The organism is Actinomadura sp. NBRC 104425 (assembly GCF_030269545.1).
Taxonomy (GTDB): Bacteria; Actinomycetota; Actinomycetes; order Streptosporangiales; family Streptosporangiaceae; genus Spirillospora; species Spirillospora keratinilytica.
Window position 1 is genome coordinate 1 of sequence record NZ_BSTN01000036.1, and the last position, 16679, is coordinate 16679.

The window sequence follows — 16679 nt, forward strand, 5'->3', positions numbered from 1 at the left end:
CATCCGGATACTCGTCGCGGCGTCGTGCGCTGAACCCGCCGCCGTCGCCCTCCCCCCAGATGAGGTCCGGGACGAACCGGTGCCGCGGCATGGCCAGGAACGCCGGACGCCACCGGTCGGACAGCACGCCGCGGTTTTCGAGTTCGCCGATGAGCTGCTGGTTCAGGGCTTCGGCCTCGCTCACTTGCCCTTGCCGCCCTTGCCCTCGTCGTCCTTGGCCCTCTTGCCTTGCTCGGCTGCTTGGTCGGGTCGACGAACGTGCCGTGCTCCTCCTTGGGCCTGTAGCCGTCGCCGCTGTGGCCATCGGTGCCGCGTTTGCCCATCTGCTTCCTCCATGTGGTGTCGCTGCTGATCGAAGTCACGGCGGTTGACTGGTGGCTACCTCCCCTCAGGGTCCAATCCTGTAGCGGGTCGGCTGCTCGCCTCGCTGCCCGCGCTCGGACTGTGCCGAGCCGAGCCGCCGTATGACCTCGCGGATCTGCCGGGCGGGGAAGTGCAGGCTGGCGAACTCGGTCAGGCCCGAAGAGCGGAGGCGGATGTTGGGGGCCCAGCCGTTGCCCTTGGCCAGGTCCGCGGTGAGCGCGAGCAGCCGCTGCATGTCGCCGACCGGCATGGTCAGCCAGGCGAAGCCGTCGTAGAACGCGGCGTACCGCTCCCGCCGCTCGGGCGGTATCCGGGTGCCGCCGCCGCGGATGGCCTCGCCGGCGTCCTGGCAGCACATCAGCGTCTGGTAGCCCTCGGCCCAGAGCGCCTAAACCAAGTCGGCCATGCCGACGTCGACCTGGATGGTCTCGCCGGTGGGCGTGCGCAGGTTTCGTGCGGGGTGAATCTGCGGGGCCCGGCGGGCGCCTGCTGCGGGCGGACGGCCCGTACCCCGGCGGCGGCCAAGCACCGCTCCAGCTGGGCGGGCGTGGCCGCGGCGACCACCTGGTCCCCGGCCGGGTGACCGGTCGGCCGCAGCACCATCGCCACACGCCGCGTTGCGGTCGTCCCACCACACCGGCACCCGGTACCGCCGCTGCAAGTGGGCAGTGACGGCGGCGGTGTCCCAGCGCACCGGTTTCGCGTGCACCGATGGCGCGGTCACCGCGCCGCCTCTTCGGCGCGTCGGGCGAGGCGGCCGAGGATGTACAAGGCCGCGTCCCGCTCGTGCCCGCCACCGGTCTCGGAGATCGGCTCACCGTCCCCGGTGAAGAACCAAGTGAGGAAGGGCTCCAACCGGCGTACGGCCACGCGGGCGAAGCCGGCCAGGCTCAACGGCCGGATCCGCGTCCGGCGCGCGGACTTTTGGGCGTGGACGGCCAACCGGCTCACCCGTGGCCACGGGCTGGTCGTGGTCGAGGGTCTGAAGGTCGGCGACATGACGGCCGGTGCGAAGGGCACCATCGACGGGCCCGGTGAGAACGTCCGCCGGAAGGCCGGGCTGAACCGGGTCATCCTCGCCGAAGGCTGGGGTGGACTGCTGCCCGCCCTGGAGCACAAGGCCCGTTGCAACGGCTGCGGCATCGTGCGGGTGCCGCCTGCGTACGCTTCGCAGCGCTGTTGGGCATGCGGAGTGGTGGATGCCGAGTCCCGCGAGAGCCAAGCGGTCTTCGCCTGCACCTTTTGCGGCCATACCGGAAACGCCGACGTGAACGCCGCCAAGAACATCCTCGCCGCAGGGCTTGCGGTGACAGGGCGTGGAGACCTCGCCGCCGGGCGGTCTGTGAAGCGCCAACCACCCGTCACGGTCGCGGCCTAGCCGCAGATCAGCCACGGGAATCCCCCGCCTTCAAACGTGGGGGGGAAGTCAATGGCACCTTCGAGCAATCGGCGGGCCTGCACGAAGTCTCCAACGTGTCGCGTCACTCGTCGGTGTTGGGCCTGCGTGCCGGTCCATCGCCGCCCCGACTCGGCAGTTGCCGGTCGGGCTGGTTCCCTCGGGCAACGCTGTGTCGAGCGCCGGGGCGTAAAGAAGCCGACCGGCGAGCTCCCGAAGGTGGCCGACAAGCGCGGCAGTCTGCCGAAGATGGTCAACGCGGCGCTGGACCGCCCGGACGAAACTGTACGGGGCGCCTACCCGGTGGTGCCGGGCGGGCGCCGGCTCGCCATACCGGCGCCGCCTCGGCTACCCGGCTCTACGGCGCTGAAGAGTGCTCGCCCATCGAGGACGTGGCGCTCAAGACCTGGCCCGATGCGGAGTGTGCTTCTTGGTTTCGTCGGTATGCGCTGGGGGTGAGGCCGTAGGCGGCGTGGAAGGCGCGGGTGAAGTTGCCCGGATGTGTGTAGCCCCAGCGTGCGGCGATGGTGTGGATCGCCAGATGCCTGTGGTCGACGCTGGCCAGCTCGCGGCGGCACTGTTCCAGACGTCGGGTACGGATCCAGTCCGAGACGGTGGTGCCCTGCTCGGCGAACAAGCGGTGCAGGGACCGCAGGGAGATGTGATGAGCGGCGGCGATCAAGCCCGGAGACAGTTCGGGGTCGCCCAGGGACCTTTCGATGAAGGCGTGGATCCGCAGCAGCAGCGTGCGTTTGCGGCTGTCGTGGGGCACGGCGTGCTCGGTTTCGAGACGGTGGGCGAGCACGGCGGTGAGCAGGTCGACGCAGACGCCGCCCAGCCGGGCGGCATCCGCCGGTCGGTAGGTGCCGGCGTTGCGCGTGACCTGGTTGAGGAACTGCACCAGCAGACCACCGACCCCCTCTCGCCCGGGAACGCGGACGGCGCACAGTCGGCCGACCTGGTCCGGGGGCAGTGGGATCAGCTTCCTGGGGACCATGACCTGGATACCGTCGACTCTGCGGTCGCCGGTGTGGGTGCCGTGGAAAGGCCGCCAGGTGTCGTGCAGCATCAGATCGCCCGGTCCGACCGTGGTGTCCCGGCCTGCCTGGGTGGCGTTGGTCGTTCCTCGGCGGACCAGGGTGAGGTGGTAATGCTCGGAGTCAGACTGCCGGATCAGCTTCGCTGTCCGACGCACGTGAATCGGCGACTGGATATGCGCGGAGATCTGAACTGCGCCGAGATTCAGCACGTGCATCGTCGCGTCGAACTCGTCGGCGTGATCGCTGCGGATCTCGTAGGGGACGGGGGCGACCGCCGACGCCACGGTCTCCCGCCACAATGCGAAGCGATCGCGCGCTGGCAGGTCGTTCAGGGTGAGCGATTGGTACATCGACTGCTTCCCGCGGGTGGCGGAGCCCCTTGGGACGGTGGCGCTTGACCACACGGCCAGGGCCGCCTCCTATGGGGGCTTCGTACAGCTTCGGGGGTAGATCGTGTACGGACATGGACCGACGCATACGCGGCAGCAACCGCTGTGCATCTGGACCATCGTGAGCTTTGCTTGACACCTGGCGCCGCGCAACGCCTTTCAGCTGTGCCTGAAAACGGTGGCTGGTAATCGAACAGCAGCGAAGGGCGAGCAGAGCAGCCGCGCCCGTGAAGATCATGCGACTGTTCGGTCACGCGCACGCCGACGCGTCTTTCGAGTCGGCACCTTTCAGCTACCGACTCGGTGATCTGCGGGAACGCTCTGATTTGCGCTCAACGCACTGCCCGGCCACAGGCCGCTGCGCCCTCATGACCCGCCAGGCTCAAGGGTTCTGCGATGCGGGCGCTGCAGGCTCTGGTCAGGACGGGCGGGGAACTGCCGCCACACCGAAGCCCGCGACAGCCGCACCCCGCACACTTGCGCGACCATCTGCCGCATACGCTGCAGAATCCGTAGGTTGGTGGAAACCGTGGTCCTCAGCGTCCCGCTCCAACACGGCACGCACCCGCTCGACCAGGGCGTCACCGACGCTGGGCGATGGCCAGATGGAGCCGCATCGCCACTCCCCTACCTCCATACGCCGCTTCCAGCGCGCGGGCTCTCAGCCGACAACCGGCGGTTCGTGAGCCGACCCGAACACATGTGGGTGGTCGGCACGGCCGAGCACGTCGTCCTCTGCCGGCCTGCGCGGTGGCAGCGCGCCCAGTCGGCGAGGTCGGTGGCGAGGAAGGCGGCGGTGGTCGCGGCCGGCGCGGGTCCGGTAACCGAGTGCGGGCCGCTGACGACGGTGCCGGCTCAGCAGGCGGCCGGTTCGTGGTGCGCCAGTGACAGCGAGGCGGCGCGCGGCCAGCGGGCCGTGCAGGAGGCCGTCGACAGCGGCAAGAAGGGTCACGTTCCGCAGTGCCGGCCACTGCTCAAAGACTTCACCGCCGACCCCGCTGTACAGGTCGTCATCGACGACCTCCGCCATGACCTCCGCGCACTCCACCCGGCCCGCCGTGCAGCGTCCAGGCGGCCTCGGCCTCAGGAACGGACCTGCTCGAACGGTTCGGCCGCACACATCCGCCGCACCTCGGCCGGGGTCAGCGGTGAGATGGATTCCTCCCGGTCAGCAGACCCGCCTCTGGCGGGGCATACGCGATACCAAAAAGTCCCATGTCTCCACCCGTAAGACCAAAGAAAACCTCAGTAAGCCTGCCAGATCGCCTGGTTGGCGTGCCGGCATAAGGAATTGGCGCCGTATGAGAACGACAGCTTCAACGCCATTCATGCAGTCTGGGGGCGCAGAGCAAGCTCAAGATCGCCTTCTCTGCTGAGCCCGAAGCCGCCCACACCAGGTCAGACGGCTTCTGAGTGCTGCGAGGGCTCAGACCGTAAGGGGCAACATGGCACCCCCTCTTCCTCAAGGAGGCTGAATTGCTGTGAACAACCAGCGTCACTCAGGTCATGCATCAGTTCCTGCCAGCGGACGGAACCTACCGCGCCGAATGCTCCGGCTCGGCGTGGCGGCCGCCACCCTCGCCGCCGTGACGGTGCCGATGGCAGGACCGGCCCAGGCCGCATCCGGAGGCGGCTGCAAGAACACCAGCGCAGTCCGATCGTGCATCAGCTTCGCCGGCAGGCCGAACCGGCTCATCGGCGACTTCTACATGCTCCAGTCGCCCGACGCCAGCTGGTGCAAGTACGAGCTCACCATCGTCAAGAACGGCCGGGTCGTTGCCAGTTCGGGACTCCAGAGGATCGCGGGGCTCGGCCGCCACGGCCCGATCGTCAATTACACCGACACACTTCCACCCTCGAGGGGTACCGCGTACACGCGGGTGAACGTCTACACCTGCAGCAACATGTTCCACTTCTACGCCAACAGCCCGATCCAATACTGGCCCTGACCGCGCCCGTCGGGTGACCGAGGCCGCCGGAGGCGGACAGTGTCCCGCCCCGGCGGCCTCGGCCTGTCGGGGTGCAGGTCGGTCAACCGCCGCATGGTGGGGTCGGATAGGTGGGTGACGGCGGCCGGGTGGCGTGTGGCCCGCTCCACGTTCGGGTCGCGTGGTGACGGCCACGCGCACCGCCGGCGCGGGAGCCGTGAGGGGTGGTGTGCCGATGGAGGCGGGCCGACGGTCACCACCAGCAGCAGTAAGGCATGCTGCGCGAGCTGCTCGAAGAGTGCCCGCAGCCGGGCTTCGTCGTTGGGCGGCGGTCTGGTGCGCTGGGGGCGAGGATCCTGGCGGGCGGCGGTTCGCAGTACCGGTAGGGGGCGCGTCCGTGCTGGTCACAGGTCGTGCACGCCGCCTGGTGACCGGGCCGGGTTGTGGTCCGGGCACACAATGATGAGTGGTGACGGTGCCGACATGGTCGGAAACCGCGCGGTCGTTCTCGCTCCCGGGTTGATGCGCCGATCTGCTCGGGTCACTGCCTCAACCCGGGGGCGAGACCAGGAGAGCTGTGCGCCGGTCGGGCGGTGTCACGCCCCTGATGGCTGCCGCCGAATATCGCCGACGATTGTCCGACGGACAGTGGCTCAGGACTGAACTTCACTGGAAGCATCGCCGCGACCATTCCCGAACGCGCCGACCGGCAGGCCGGGCGGGCCCGCCGCGGTTCGCCCGGCGGACGCCCGCCGGCGTTCGACCCGGCCGTCGACCGGCGCCGCAACGTGGTCGAACGCTGCCTCAACCGGCTCAAGCAGTGGCGTGGGATCGCCACCCGGTTCGACAAGCTCGCCCGCAACTTCAGGGCGGCGATCGTGCTGGTCACCGCGTTGTTCTGGATCAACGCATGATCCACCGGACATCCTCTGGAGCGCTCTAGTTGCTGGCCGATCATGGCGCACTCGGTGACGCGAACCTCGAACGCCCGTTCCATCGCCCAGATGCATGCAGTCAAGCCAGGGGTGCTGCCGCCATCCGTCCGCTCGGTGCCAGGGAGTTCCACGATGGATGCGTGTGGCTGGTGGCTGCGGGGCGCCTGCTCCTCTGCTCCTCCCCTGCTGCCCGGCCGGTGGCCGCCGAGGAGTTCGGTCTGGGCCCGTCCTCGTCTGCGTCCCTGCTTGGCAGGGTGGGCCACGCCGGGGGTGGTGGTCGTCGGTCGCCGCGACAACCCGGCATGGGACTCCCCCGCCGAGCCAGGCAATGCTGCAGGCGCTCCAGGACCTGCTCCAGCACGACGCGCTGTTCACCGCCTGTATCGAGCAGCCCCTGGCCACAGGGCTCCACGCGCTCAGAGGTGAACTCCACGCTGGCCGGGGAAACTCGCGTACTGCGGGTCGCTTCAGTGTTCGGCCTCGAGGTCGGCAGTGTTCGGCCGCTGTCACCTCGGTGCCGTAGGTCGGCCGCATCGCCTCGAGCCGACGACTTCTGCCAACAGAGCGGGACCGTCACGGCGCTGCCGTGGACTCCCCCGCGGGTGCATCGCTCCTGCCCCCTGCGAGCCGTCCTGTGACCTCCTCCGGCGCGGCGGTGTCGATCCCGATGCCCGGGGCGCGCGACCGGCATGGCGCCGAACAGATCGTCGGTAGTCACACCTCCGGCAGATCCCCTCTGCGGCCTGCTCGAACCACATGAAGGGGTGTTAGCGCCGTTTCCACGCCCGGACGCATTCTCGGCTGTCTCTGCGGCGACCCCCGGTAGGTGCCGACGCCGAGCACCACCGGAACACCTACACCGCCCGCTCCGGCTGATGGCCGGGGTCGCCACCAGGCAACCCGCTACTGGGCAAGGCGCACGCTTCCAGAGCGGTGTTAACGCCGTTCCCACCTAAGCGCTGCGCACCCCCATTCGCTGAGGAGTGTTAACGGCGTTCCCACTTTCCGCTGTGCCCGAGTCGGGGCTCACACACTTCACCCGGGCCAGAACCGCCGTGCGAGAACTGGGGGGCTTCGGCGAGGGCAACACCCGGAAGGTGCCGATGCCGAGCACCACCGGAACACCTACACCGCCCGCTCCGGCTGATGGCCAGGGGCGCCACCGGGCAACCTGCTGTCGGGTATCGGCCAATCGTCAGGAGCGGGTGTTAACCGCCGTTCCCACCCAGCTGCGCCGACCCGACACGCACGCACTTCACCCGGAGCAAGGACCGCCGGGCGCGAGCTGAGGAGTTCGGCGCTGTCGCGAGGTGTGCCGGTGGAAGTCCAGAGTCGTTCACCGCCTCTCGTGCCACACGCACGTCCGAGTGCTCCTGCCGTCTGTAGTCCGCACGGAGACATCAGCCGGTCATGCCCGAGGCGCTTCGCCCCAGAGCGTGGCTGAGGTTGCCGCCAGGCAACCTGCTGAGCATGGACCACGCTTCCGGGCGCAGGTGTTAACGCCGTTCCCACCTCCCGCTGTGCCCGATCCGGCACCCACGCACTTCACCCGAGGCAAGAAGCGCCGCGCGGGAGCTGAGATGCTCGGCGACGGCGGTACCCGGGGGTGCCGACGCCGAGACCGCCTGAACAGCTGCACCGCCCGCTCCTGCTGGTGGCTGGGGTTGCCGCTCGGCAACGTGCCACTGGCTATGGGCCAGGTTTCCGAGGCGGGTGTTAACGCCGTTCCCACCCGAGCGTTGTGCGCGCCTCTGCGCTGAGGAGTGTTAACGGCGTTCCCACCCTGCGCCCGACCCGACAATTACGCACCCCCTTCCCCAGGCCGAGAACCGCCGCGCGAGAGCTGGGATGTTCGAAGATGGCGACATCCGGGAGGTGCTGACGCCGGGCAGCATCTGAACAGCTGCACTGCCCGCTCCTGCTGGTGGCTGGGGTTGCCGCTCGGCAACTTGCCACTGGCTATGGGCCAGGTTTCCGAGGCGGGTGTTAACGCCGTTCCCACCCGAGCGTTGTGCGCGCCTCTGCGCTGAGGAGTGTTAACGGCGTTCCCACCCTGCGCCCGACCCGACGCCCACGCACCTCACCCGAGGCAAGAACCGCCGCGTGAGAACTGGAGAGCTCGGCGACGGCGGTACCCAGGAGGTGCCGACGCCGAGCCCCTCAGATCGCCTGCACCACCATGCACCACCTGCTCTGGCTCATGGCCGGGGTTGCCGCCTGGCAACCGCCGTTGGGTGTGGGGCCGGTCTTCGGGAACGAGTGTTAACGCCGTTCCCACCGGGGCTTGCGCGCCCCCTTCGCGGAGGGGTGTTAACGGCGTTCCCACCGCATCCCTCGCGCCGTACGTCCGAGTGGTCCTGTCGTCTGTGGCCCGCGCACGGAGGCATCAGCCGTCATGCCCAGAGGTGCCTCGCCCAAGGAGCGTGGCTGGGGTTGCCACTCGGCAACCTGCTGCTGAGCATGGGCCAGTCTTCGGGGTCGGGTGTTAACGCCGTTCCCACCGGAGTGTTGCGCGCCCCCAATGCGGTGAGGAGTGTTAACGGCGTTCCCACCCCCCTGTGCTCGACCCAACGTCCGCGCACTTGACCGAGAGCCGCTGCGCGAGGGCCGGGTTGTTCGGCGGCGACATGCAGGAAGTGCTGAGGCCGGGCACCGCCTGAACACCTGCACCGCCCGCTCCTGCTGATGGTCGGCGTTGCCGTCGGCAACCTGCCGCTGGGGATGGGCCAGTCTTCGGGGGCGGGTGTTAACGCCGTTCCCACCCGGGTCTTGTACGCCCCCTTCGCGGAGGGGTGTTAACGGCGTTCCCACCCAGCCCCGCCCGACCACAGGTCCGCGCACTTCACCCGAAGGCAAGAAGCGCTGCGCGTAGCTGGGCACTTCGGCCGGTTCACTCGCGGGCGGGTGCCTTCGGTGCGAGGAGGTCGGCCATCTTGTACGCGGCGTGCTGGTCCAACTTGGTGGCGCCGCGGTCGTAGCGCTGGGTGGTGACGGGGGAGGCGTGGCCGAGCAGTTCCTGGACGTCCTCGACCGGCACTCCGGAGCCGAGTAGCAGGGTGGCGGCGGTGGCGCGCAGCACGTGGGGGGTGAGCGCGGTGGGGTCGAGGCCGGCGGCGCGGGCGGCGCGGCGTAGCGCGGTGGTCTGCCGCCAGCGGTCGAAGGGACGGCCGTCCTCGCGCACGAGCAGCGGGTCTGCGGCGGCGCGGCCGACGGTCAGCGGACGCACCAGCGCGTGCACGCGGTCGGCCAGCGGCACCCGGATCTCCTTGCCGCCCTTGACGCGGAACTGGATGACGGTGTGCCCGGCGTCGGCGCCGATCCGGCCGACGGTCAGCCCCTCCAGTTCGGCGGCGCGCAGTCCGATGGTGACCAGCAGCGCCACGGCGGCGGCGTCGGCGGGATGGTCCGGTGCGATGGTCTCCGCACCGGCCAGCAGCGCCGCCGCGTCTTCCAGGGAACGCGCCGGTGTCCGGCCCGCCTTGGAAACCTCGGGGCGGTCGACGTGGGCGGCCGGGCTGGCCGGGATCACATGGCGGCGCACCGCGTACCGGTACAGCGACGACAGCGTGGACAGTCGGCGTGCCACGGTGGCGGCGCGCAGGGGGCGTCCGCCGCGGGTGAGTTCGGCGGCGGCGCCGGTGCCGGTGCCGAGTTCGTCGGCGTAGGCGACGAGCATGTCCTCGGTGACCTCCCACAGGCCGGTGCCGGGGGAGGCCAGGGCCAGCCAGCGCAGGAACGCCGCCGTGTCGGCCAGGCGGGCACGGCGGGTGGCGGCCGTCCTGCCCGCGCGCAGCCAGGCCGCGACCGTCGGCCAGCTGGCGGACGGACCGGAGCGGGGAAGCCTGTCGATCAGGTCGACGTCGGCGCCTGCGACCTCGCCGCCGTCTCCTCGGCGTCGGCGCGGTCGCAGGCCGGGGATGTCTCCCACCGACACCAGCAGCGGCGCCGGCGGGGGAGCGGAGTGGAGGTGGGCGGGCTGGAGGCCGCTCGGCCGACCGTCGGGAAGGCCCGGCGTCCCGGCGGACAGGCGGGGGACCACGGCAGTGGGTTCCAGCGTCGGCGGCTCGTCATCCATGGCGGCTCCGGTCAGGGCTGTTGCCGAATCGTAGACGTGTCTGCGATTAGCGTCGGCGGTCGAGTGGGAACGGCGTTAACACTGGGGGACGCGCTCCACCACCCCGGGTGGGAACGGCGTTAACGCTTCACCGCGGGCATGTCCTCCACTGCGGCGGGGGTGGAAACGGCGTTAACACCCTCCGGCGCAGAGAGGCTCGAGAACGGCAGCGAGCAGGGACGGCGTGATGGCTCACCGCGAGCACGCCGCCTCACTAGCCGAGTGGGAACGGCGTTAACACTCAGGACGCCCTCCACCGCTGCCGGTGGGAACGCCGTTAACACCTCCCGCACGGGTGGGCTCGAGGACAGCGGCAGGTGGGAACGGCGTGACGGCTCGTCACGGACGGAGCGCTCCCTCAGCCGGGTGGGAACGGCGTTAACACCGTGCAGGCCGTCAGGGCGGGGCGCGTGGGCGAGAGTGGGGGAGGGGCTTGCCTCCCCCACGTCCCGTCCGTTCGTGGTGGGCACGTCTCCGCACGGCATGACGCTGTGCGGATCAGTGTTCCTGGACGAGCAGCTTCGCGAGCTCCTCGCACTGCTCGCGGGTGAGCCGGGACCGCAGCTCCCGGGCGAGTGCCGCAACGTCCTCGCCGTCGGACGCGACCCGCACCGAGGCGGAGCGTGCGGGGGCGCCCTCGGTGCGCGCCTTCGGGGTGGAAACGGCGTTAACACCCTCGGCCGCGCTCGCCGGCCCGTCGTCTGCGGGACGGGGCCTCTCCCGCTGCCGCGGCACGCGCGTCTGCCGGGCGGCCTTGGCGTCCTGGGCCGCCCCGGCCTGCTCCTCCTTCGGCAGCTTGCCGATCTTCCGGGCGTCCTCGACCGTCAGGTCGCCCGACTTCAGCTCCTCCTGCAGCTCGGGCGTGAGCTCCAGGAGGGCGAGGCGCTGGCTGACCCAGACGTTCGACTTGCCGATGCGCCGCGCCACCTGCCGCTGGGAGCCGTGCACCTCGACGAGCTTCGCCAGCGTGCGGGCCTCCTCCAGCGGGGTGAGGTCCTCGCGGTGCAGGTTGGCGATGAGCGCGGACTCCAGCATGTCCTCGGAGGAGCCGGCGAGCGCGTCGTTGACGTCGGCCCGCAGCTCGTCGAGTCCGGCGAGGCGGGCGGCCGCCAGGCGCCTGTTGCCGTCCAGCACCACGTACGCGGCGGAGCCGATCGCGTCCTCGGACCCGGGATGGGCCTGCAGGAAGGTCTTGCGCGTGACGACGGTGATCGGCTGGATCTGCCCGCGCGACAGCAGGCTGTCGGCGGTCTCCTGGATCTCCCCGACGTCGTTGCGCGGGTTGAAGGGGTTGTGCGCCAGGTCGCCGATCGGGATCGTGCGCGGCGGCCCCTCCTGCGGGGGCGCGACGGCGGCCGGCGCGGCCTCGCCGGTGGCGGTGGAGATGAGCTTGCCGCGCATGCTGCGGGTGCGGGTCGCGGCGGCGAAGGACGGCGAGTCTCCGAGCTGGTCGGCCTTGCTCACGCGATCTCCTTGGCGAGTTCCCGCATCACGGCCGCCTGCTCGCTCTTGGGCGCGTAGGCGAGCAGCGGCTGGTGCTTGCGCACGGCCTCGCGCTGCTCCTTCAGGTCGGGGATGACCGCGACGACCGGCGGGTCTCCGAGCTTCTCCCAGTTGGACAGGGACGAGGTGGCGATGAAGCCGCGGCGGGCGTCGTACAGGTTCACCACGATGCCCAGGTGGTCGATCTGGATCTGCAGGTCGTCCTGGAGGTCGGCGATCTGGTCCATCAGCATGCCGAAGGCGTCGGCGGAGCTGTCCTCGGCCTGCACCGGGATGAGGACGCCCGAGCTGCGCGGACGTTCGCCGTCGCGGCGCCGCCCGTAGTACAGGCCGGCGTCCATCGCCAGGCCGAGGCTGGGCGGGCAGTCGATGATGATGACGTCGTAGTCGTCCTCCAGCGGCGCCAGCGCCCGCTCCAGCGCGGCCTCCCGCGCGCGGACCTGCGACAGCTTCACGTCGAGGAGGAAGCCGTCGGCGCAGGCGGGCAGCACGTGCAGGCGCCCGCCGAAGCCGTCCAGCCGGACGACCAGGTCGCGGATGTGGCCGGTGGCCTCGCCGGACATGTGGCGGGCCAGGCTGTCCTCGCCCGCGGTGATGGGGGAGACCCCGAGCTGGTTGGTGAGGTGGCCCTGGGGGTCGTAGTCGACCACGAGGACGTTCTCGCCGCTCTCGGCGTATGCGGCGCCGATGCCCGCGGAGACGGCCGTCTTGCCGACGCCGCCCTTCTGGTTGCCGACGACCTTCCGGCGCGGCGCCTGCCGGACCGCGGCCCGGGGGGAGGGGTTGCTGTCCAGCCAGAGGCTGACGGCCTGCGCCAGCCCCTGGACGTAGGAGACCCCGCGGGACGCGCAGGCGGGCTTGAATTCGTCGTCGTACAGTCCCGGCGGGAGCCAGGTGCTGAAGGACTCGGCACCGGATGTGTCGACCTCCGCCGGGGGCGTCTTGGCGGTCAGCCATGCGCGGATGCCCGCTTCGACCGCGTCCTGGATGTCCATGCGCAGCTCGGCGGCTCGGACCTTGAGGTCCTGCCGCAGCCAGGTGGGGAGCTTGGAGACGACCTTCTCCCGCTCCTCGCGTTCGTTGTTGCCAGCCATGCGCGTTACCTTACTAACGTCTCATGATTCACTGCAGCAACACGCCGGTACCTATTCCCCAAGCGACGGTCAAAAGGGTGTTAACGCCGTTCCCAGCCAACGACAGCGGGCGCAGTCCACCGCCGGGGCGGAGAGCCGTGCGGGGGCAGGAGACGGCCGTCGTCCCCGATCGGCATCCCAGCGGCGCGGCCGCCGGTCCCGGAGACCGACCATCCCGCCCATCGCCGTCTCCCCGGCGAATGGTCACCGCAGGTCGCCGCAGCGGGGTGCCCCCGCCTGCGCATGGGCGACCGCGCTGCTCGGGGGTATCGGCAGTGCGGCGCTCCCGAGATCGCGCGCATGACCTCGACAAGACGTCAGGGTGCTGCCGGGACGGTCCGGTACGGCGTCCAAGATCAGATCAGTTGGCGCCGCACGGCCCACACCACCGCCTCGATCGGGGTGCCGACCTCAAGCCGCTCGCAGATCTGGCGCAGGCGGCGGTGCACGGTCCGAGCGGACAGTCGGAGGTTGTCGGCGGCGTCCTTGGCGGAGACACCGGAGGCGATCTGTGCCAGTAGCCGGATGTCGTCTTCGGACAGGTCAGGTGCCTCTAGCATGCGTCGGGCACGGGGGGATGGGGGCGCGACGGGTTGCATGGGCGCATCCGAGGTCGTTAACGCGCTCGCGGGCCTACTCGGGCCATGGTGCTGTTCGGGACGACGCCCGCTTGCTCAGACTGTGACGCGCAGACGCCGGAGGACACCGGGAACAGTTATGGCTCTTCGCCATACCGGTGGACCTGAGACGCGTTCTCCTGCAGGCTTCAACATGATGTTGAAGCCTGCAGGAGGGGTCCTCGCATGGCCGCACGGCGCCCGCTCGATCCGCCTCCCTCTCCGGTCGAGGTGGAGCGGATCGTGGAGGAGATCCACCGGCGACGCCTTGCCGAAGACGACGATGACCTGCATCTTTGGTCGGACGCTCCGGCCGACGTCATCACCTACGTCCTCGAGCACCGGCGCGTTGCGCGCCGCGTGCAGGTGGCCGACGCCCGCGCGGCGCTGCGGCTGATCCGCGCCCAGCGCGCCCGGCTGGACGAATTGGAATTGCGGGCGCTGGACATCTGCCGCCAGGACGGCGACCAGCAGGTGCCGTGGAGCGCCCTGGCACGAGACCTGGGAGTGGCCACCCCCCAGGCCGCCGACCAGCGACGCGACCGGCTGCGCGCCACCGTCGCCGACCGCGCACGTCGAACCGAGGAGCCAGCGGACGCCGAGCAGGCCGAGCGGGCGTGGACGCTGCGCAACGGGGCCCGCATCCGGACCGCGGCCGCCGCACTGGTGCGCGCCTTCGACGACATCGCCGCAACGGGCAACGGCGAAGCCCTCGACGTCCTGGAGGACATCGAGGTCGCCCTGGACGGCTACCGGGCCACGCACCGGCAGCACGCCGCGCTGGTGTACTACTTCGGCATGCTCGGCCGGGCGCTGGGGGAGAAGGCCGCCGACCTGCCCGCCGTGCGCACCGCGGTCACGCTGTACCACGAGTTCGACGCCGTCACCACACCAGACGACATCGCATAAGAGAGGCAGACCGCTCTTCCCACATGACCCCCTGGCGCCGCTGGCACCAGGCTTCAGACGATCGGGCTGCTTTCCACCCGCTTGCCGTGACCGTAGCCAAGCACGCAGTGGCTCGCCGCCGTCAGCGGCACGGTGGTGACCTATGCCGCGTGCGGCGAGGGTGCTTGCAGCATCCTTCCCGAGTTTTCGGCAGCCCCCGGCTGCTTCCCGGCGACCGTCTCCGCCTCCTGCAGCTGGGCCAGCACCGGGCCGGGCAGCCCTCCGGTGATCCGGGCCTTGGAGGGGGCGGCGGTCTCCCAGTCCACCGAACCATCCCCGCGTGCGCGGGGCCGACCGCCCGTCCGTCCACAGACGCCAGTGGTCCGGGGGGCCATCCCCGCGTGTGCGGGGCCGACACGGGCGAGACCGTCGCCCGCGCGCTGGGGTACGGGCCATCCCCGCGTGCGCGGGACCGACCCGATGATGTCGAGCGTCCCCACGTACCGGTGCGGGCCATCCCCGCGTGCGCGGGACCGACACTTGCTGACCTGCGAGTCTATGACGGCGAGTTCGCTTTTCATTTAGTTTGATTTCTGGATGGTCTCGGAGGGTGGGGCGTCGTGGTGTGCGGCCGCCCTGTGCAGGCGGGTGAGTACAACCTGCAACATCGGCGCCCGCGCGGCATCGGCGGGACGTCGCTCGCGGAGGCGAACTCGCCAGCGAATCTGGTGGTGGTGTGCGGGACCGGCACGACGGGCTGCCATGGCCGAATCGAATCGAACCGAGCGTGGGCGGAACACGCCGGGTACCTGGTGCGGCACGGCGTAGTCGGGCCAGCGGAGCGGCACGTGCTGGTCGCTGGTGTCGGCTGGGTGCTGTTGGACGGCGATGGTGCTCGGCATCCTGCGCCACCGCCGTCTGCGGCGGGCTGAGCCCGCCGTTCTCCCGTCGAGCCCGACCAACTGCCGGTGATCCGTCGGCGCGTCTCATGCTGCCCGCCGCACCACCGCTCGTCCCAACACCCGTGCCACCCGGCTCCAGCCGTGTCGAGCGATCACAACGTGCTGTCCCGCGCCGGGCGCGTCCCGCATCGACCGCCCAGCCCCCGCCAGGGCCTACGCTCACGCCCGTGCACGTGTGCCGCCTGTTCACCGAGATCGACCAGCTGGTCGATTCCGGAGCGATGCAGCCGGTCGCGTTCCCCAGCCCGCCTCCGGTCGACGACCCCCACCAGATGCACCATGCCCGGCGCGTGCCAGGGCTGGTGCGGCCGTCCACCGACGGCGATGGGGTGGTGTCGGCGGTCACGGTGTGGGAAGAAGGCGCCGCCTACCGGCGGCTATCGGCGCTCCTGGTGATCAACCCGTACACGGCCGGAATGCGCGTCGCCAAACGCGCCCACGTCTATCCGCAGCCCGGCGACTGCCCCTGCGTCACGGTGATTGCGAGGGTGCCGTTGCAGGCTGGGGAACCGGTCGGCCACCGTCACGTCGCCGACTGGCGCCGCGCCCGCCACAGCCGCCGGCACACAGCCGCCCCTCCGCCCTACCCGGCGCCGTGACCCGGCGGTCAGCAGTCCGCACCGAGGATCGCTTCCTTGGCCGCCTGCGCGAGCACGGCCTGCGTGGCGCCCATGAGTCCGATCCGGTTCCAATGGAAGATCACGTGGTGGGCGGTCACTGCGCGGATCCCTCGTGTGAGCCGGCCGCGTTCCCGCAGGTCTTTCAGCTGTCGGCCAGCCTCCTCGAACGCGGCGAGCCAGTCGCCGGCAATTGCATCGGGGTGGACCTTGCCGAGGAGGAGCCGCCGGACGTCGCCGGTGAATGACGCCCACGTCGCGGGCGGCTCACCGCGCAAGGGGGCGCGCCGCTCGGCGATGCGGGCCCACACGTCGCCCTGCTCCTCCAATTCCAGGCCCGCGGCCCGCATGAAAGCGGTGCAGAGGATCAGCGACCGTTCCCTCCGGTCGGTGGGGGTGCCGCTGAGGAAGGAGAGCAGGTGACGGCTGTCGGCGTGGAACAGTCCGTGCGCCGAATCCATGCCGGCGGGGCCGCCGAAGGCGTGAATCTCGGGCTCGTAGATGTCGCCGGTCCAGTCGACGCCTCGGGTGAGCAGGCGATGTACAGGGCATGCGGTGCGGCTGGTCGCCGGCTCGGCCGTCAGGTAGCGGACGCGCCAGCTGCCCTTGCGGATGAACCACCACGAGGTGAGCCCGTTGGCCTCGGCGGCGGGCAGGACTCGGGCGAGGTGGGCGACAGCGTGCCGTTCACGCTCACGGGCGTCGTGGCCGGGGAAGGCGATGTTCACCTGCGTCCAGGGGGTCTCGTCCACGCGATGGCCTTTCGTCAGCAGGTCAGCAGAGCAGCAGGTCAG

At 70.5% G+C, this 16679-nt stretch carries 15 protein-coding genes and 1 pseudogene; 5 read left to right on the top strand and 11 right to left on the bottom strand.

Annotation, left to right across the window (positions count from 1 at the left end):
• From QSK22_RS30770 to QSK22_RS30780, 3 genes and pseudogenes are all read right to left on the bottom strand, one after another.
• Positions 1 to 184: pseudogene (locus tag QSK22_RS30770) on the bottom strand (methyltransferase domain-containing protein); the annotation flags it as partial.
• Positions 185 to 388: 204 nt separating this feature from the next.
• Entirely contained in the window at positions 389 to 721 is a 333-nt protein-coding gene (locus tag QSK22_RS30775) for a hypothetical protein (protein ID WP_285497977.1), read from the bottom strand.
• 362 nt (positions 722 to 1083) lie between these two features.
• Positions 1084 to 1257, bottom strand: coding sequence for a hypothetical protein (locus QSK22_RS30780; protein ID WP_285497978.1), 174 nt, complete (start codon positions 1255 to 1257; stop codon positions 1084 to 1086).
• A 76-nt stretch (positions 1258 to 1333) separates the two neighbouring features.
• On the opposite strand from QSK22_RS30780, the gene QSK22_RS30785 reads away from it, so the two are divergent.
• Complete coding sequence (locus tag QSK22_RS30785) at positions 1334 to 1741, top strand: zinc ribbon domain-containing protein (RefSeq protein WP_285497979.1); 408 nt, start codon at positions 1334 to 1336, stop codon at positions 1739 to 1741.
• Positions 1742 to 2117: 376 nt separating this feature from the next.
• Here QSK22_RS30785 and QSK22_RS30790 read toward each other — a convergent pair whose 3' ends face one another.
• Both QSK22_RS30790 and QSK22_RS30795 read right to left on the bottom strand, forming a co-directional pair.
• Positions 2118 to 3149 carry an AraC-like ligand-binding domain-containing protein gene (locus QSK22_RS30790; protein ID WP_285497981.1) on the bottom strand — a complete coding sequence of 344 codons (1032 nt, stop codon included), beginning with the start codon at positions 3147 to 3149 and terminating at the stop codon, positions 2118 to 2120.
• A gap of 700 nt (positions 3150 to 3849) precedes the next feature.
• Complete coding sequence (locus QSK22_RS30795; protein ID WP_285497982.1) at positions 3850 to 4218, bottom strand: hypothetical protein; 369 nt, start codon at positions 4216 to 4218, stop codon at positions 3850 to 3852.
• A 517-nt stretch (positions 4219 to 4735) separates the two neighbouring features.
• Between QSK22_RS30795 and QSK22_RS30800 the strand changes: the two genes are divergently transcribed.
• Entirely contained in the window at positions 4736 to 5137 is a 402-nt protein-coding gene (locus tag QSK22_RS30800) for a hypothetical protein (protein ID WP_285497983.1), read from the top strand.
• 767 nt (positions 5138 to 5904) lie between these two features.
• On the top strand, positions 5905 to 6030 hold the full coding sequence (locus QSK22_RS34100; protein ID WP_502872391.1) for a hypothetical protein: 126 nt from the start codon (positions 5905 to 5907) through the stop codon (positions 6028 to 6030).
• 2911 nt (positions 6031 to 8941) lie between these two features.
• Here the strand turns inward: QSK22_RS34100 and QSK22_RS30810 are convergent.
• From QSK22_RS30810 to QSK22_RS30825, 4 genes are all read right to left on the bottom strand, one after another.
• The gene (locus QSK22_RS30810; protein ID WP_285497984.1) at positions 8942 to 10126 is read right to left on the bottom strand and encodes a tyrosine-type recombinase/integrase; all 1185 of its coding nucleotides are present in this window, start codon (positions 10124 to 10126) and stop codon (positions 8942 to 8944) included.
• Positions 10127 to 10663: 537 nt separating this feature from the next.
• Entirely contained in the window at positions 10664 to 11629 is a 966-nt protein-coding gene (locus QSK22_RS30815) for a ParB/RepB/Spo0J family partition protein (protein WP_285497985.1), read from the bottom strand.
• The gene (locus tag QSK22_RS30820) at positions 11626 to 12762 is read right to left on the bottom strand and encodes a ParA family protein (RefSeq protein ID WP_285497986.1); all 1137 of its coding nucleotides are present in this window, start codon (positions 12760 to 12762) and stop codon (positions 11626 to 11628) included. Before QSK22_RS30820 ends, QSK22_RS30815 begins: the two co-directional genes overlap by 4 nt.
• Before the next feature lie 395 nt (positions 12763 to 13157).
• Positions 13158 to 13361 (bottom strand): LuxR C-terminal-related transcriptional regulator, encoded by a 204-nt coding sequence (locus QSK22_RS30825; RefSeq protein WP_285497987.1) that lies wholly within the window; start codon positions 13359 to 13361, stop codon positions 13158 to 13160.
• A 243-nt stretch (positions 13362 to 13604) separates the two neighbouring features.
• On the opposite strand from QSK22_RS30825, the gene QSK22_RS30830 reads away from it, so the two are divergent.
• Positions 13605 to 14327: an FAD-binding oxidoreductase gene (locus QSK22_RS30830; protein WP_285497988.1), complete on the top strand. Its 723-nt coding sequence runs from the start codon at positions 13605 to 13607 to the stop codon at positions 14325 to 14327.
• 140 nt (positions 14328 to 14467) lie between these two features.
• Here the strand turns inward: QSK22_RS30830 and QSK22_RS30835 are convergent, their stop codons facing one another.
• A complete protein-coding gene (locus QSK22_RS30835) occupies positions 14468 to 14632 on the bottom strand; it encodes a hypothetical protein (RefSeq protein ID WP_285497989.1) in 165 nt (54 codons plus the stop codon).
• Between the two features lie 803 nt (positions 14633 to 15435).
• On the opposite strand from QSK22_RS30835, the gene QSK22_RS30840 reads away from it, so the two are divergent.
• A complete protein-coding gene (locus QSK22_RS30840) occupies positions 15436 to 15867 on the top strand; it encodes a hypothetical protein (protein ID WP_285497990.1) in 432 nt (143 codons plus the stop codon).
• Positions 15868 to 15875: 8 nt separating this feature from the next.
• On the opposite strand, the gene QSK22_RS30845 is transcribed toward QSK22_RS30840, so the two are convergent.
• Positions 15876 to 16613 (bottom strand): thiopeptide-type bacteriocin biosynthesis protein, encoded by a 738-nt coding sequence (locus QSK22_RS30845; protein ID WP_285497991.1) that lies wholly within the window; start codon positions 16611 to 16613, stop codon positions 15876 to 15878.
• Positions 16614 to 16679: the final 66 nt, after the last annotated feature.